General features: G+C 64.3%; 1 protein-coding gene and 1 pseudogene. Both read right to left on the bottom strand.

What is annotated here, in order from left to right; genetic code table 11:
- Positions 1 to 438 (bottom strand): hypothetical protein (locus tag EXE45_RS16375; RefSeq protein WP_241989504.1); only part of this gene is annotated, 438 nt, incomplete at its 3' end.
- A gap of 38 nt (positions 439 to 476) precedes the next feature.
- A pseudogene (locus EXE45_RS19735) lies at positions 477 to 667 on the bottom strand (hypothetical protein); the annotation flags it as partial.

Below are 667 nucleotides of genomic sequence, written 5' to 3'. Positions count from 1 at the left end.
GGTCACAACGGCGACACCGGCGCCGCCACCGAGTCCGGCGGCCTGTGCGTCGCTGGCGGTGAACGGCCCGGCGACGATGGTCGAGGTCGTTTCGAGCGGGACGCCGTAGAGCGTGGTCCCGTCGTCGATCGTCACTCCGGCGCGTCCGTTCGATGGTTGAACGGGCATCCGAATCTCAGTCTTGCCGTCGACGATGAACGAGTCTCGACGCAGCTCGCGGGACTCAGTCAGCGCGACGGCTTCGGTCACCGTCACCCGGTCGCGGGTGTCGGAGTCGAGCAGTAGGACGGCTTCGCCGTCGACATAGTCAGCGGAGCAGAGGCGGAGCGTCGGGGTGATTTCCTCGGAACAGGTGTTGACCTGTTCGCCAGCAGTCGAGTTCTCAACGGTCGCGTTCGGGGCGTCTTGTGCGGCGACGGCGCCTGACAGCGAGGCCACTACCACGACCGCGATCAGGAAAAATCGGGGGAGCATGGTCAGTTGCCCAAGACGCCGAGCGCGACGAGCGCGGCGGCGATAACGGCGACTATCTCACCGGGGATACCGAACATGTCGAATTGCCCGAGGTCGATACCACCACCGGACTGCGAGTTCTCGTACTTCTCGATCAGCTCTTGATTCTGCTGTTCGAGCTGGTCCCACTCGTCCTGCGTGATGTAGTTCGAGC

Origin of the sequence: Halorubrum sp. SP9 (genome assembly GCF_005435015.1) — an archaeon.
In the GTDB taxonomy this organism is placed as follows: Archaea; Halobacteriota; Halobacteria; order Halobacteriales; family Haloferacaceae; genus Halorubrum; species Halorubrum sodomense.
The sequence above is the reverse complement of the archived record's forward strand: the minus strand, read 5'-3'. Positions and strand labels throughout refer to the sequence as shown.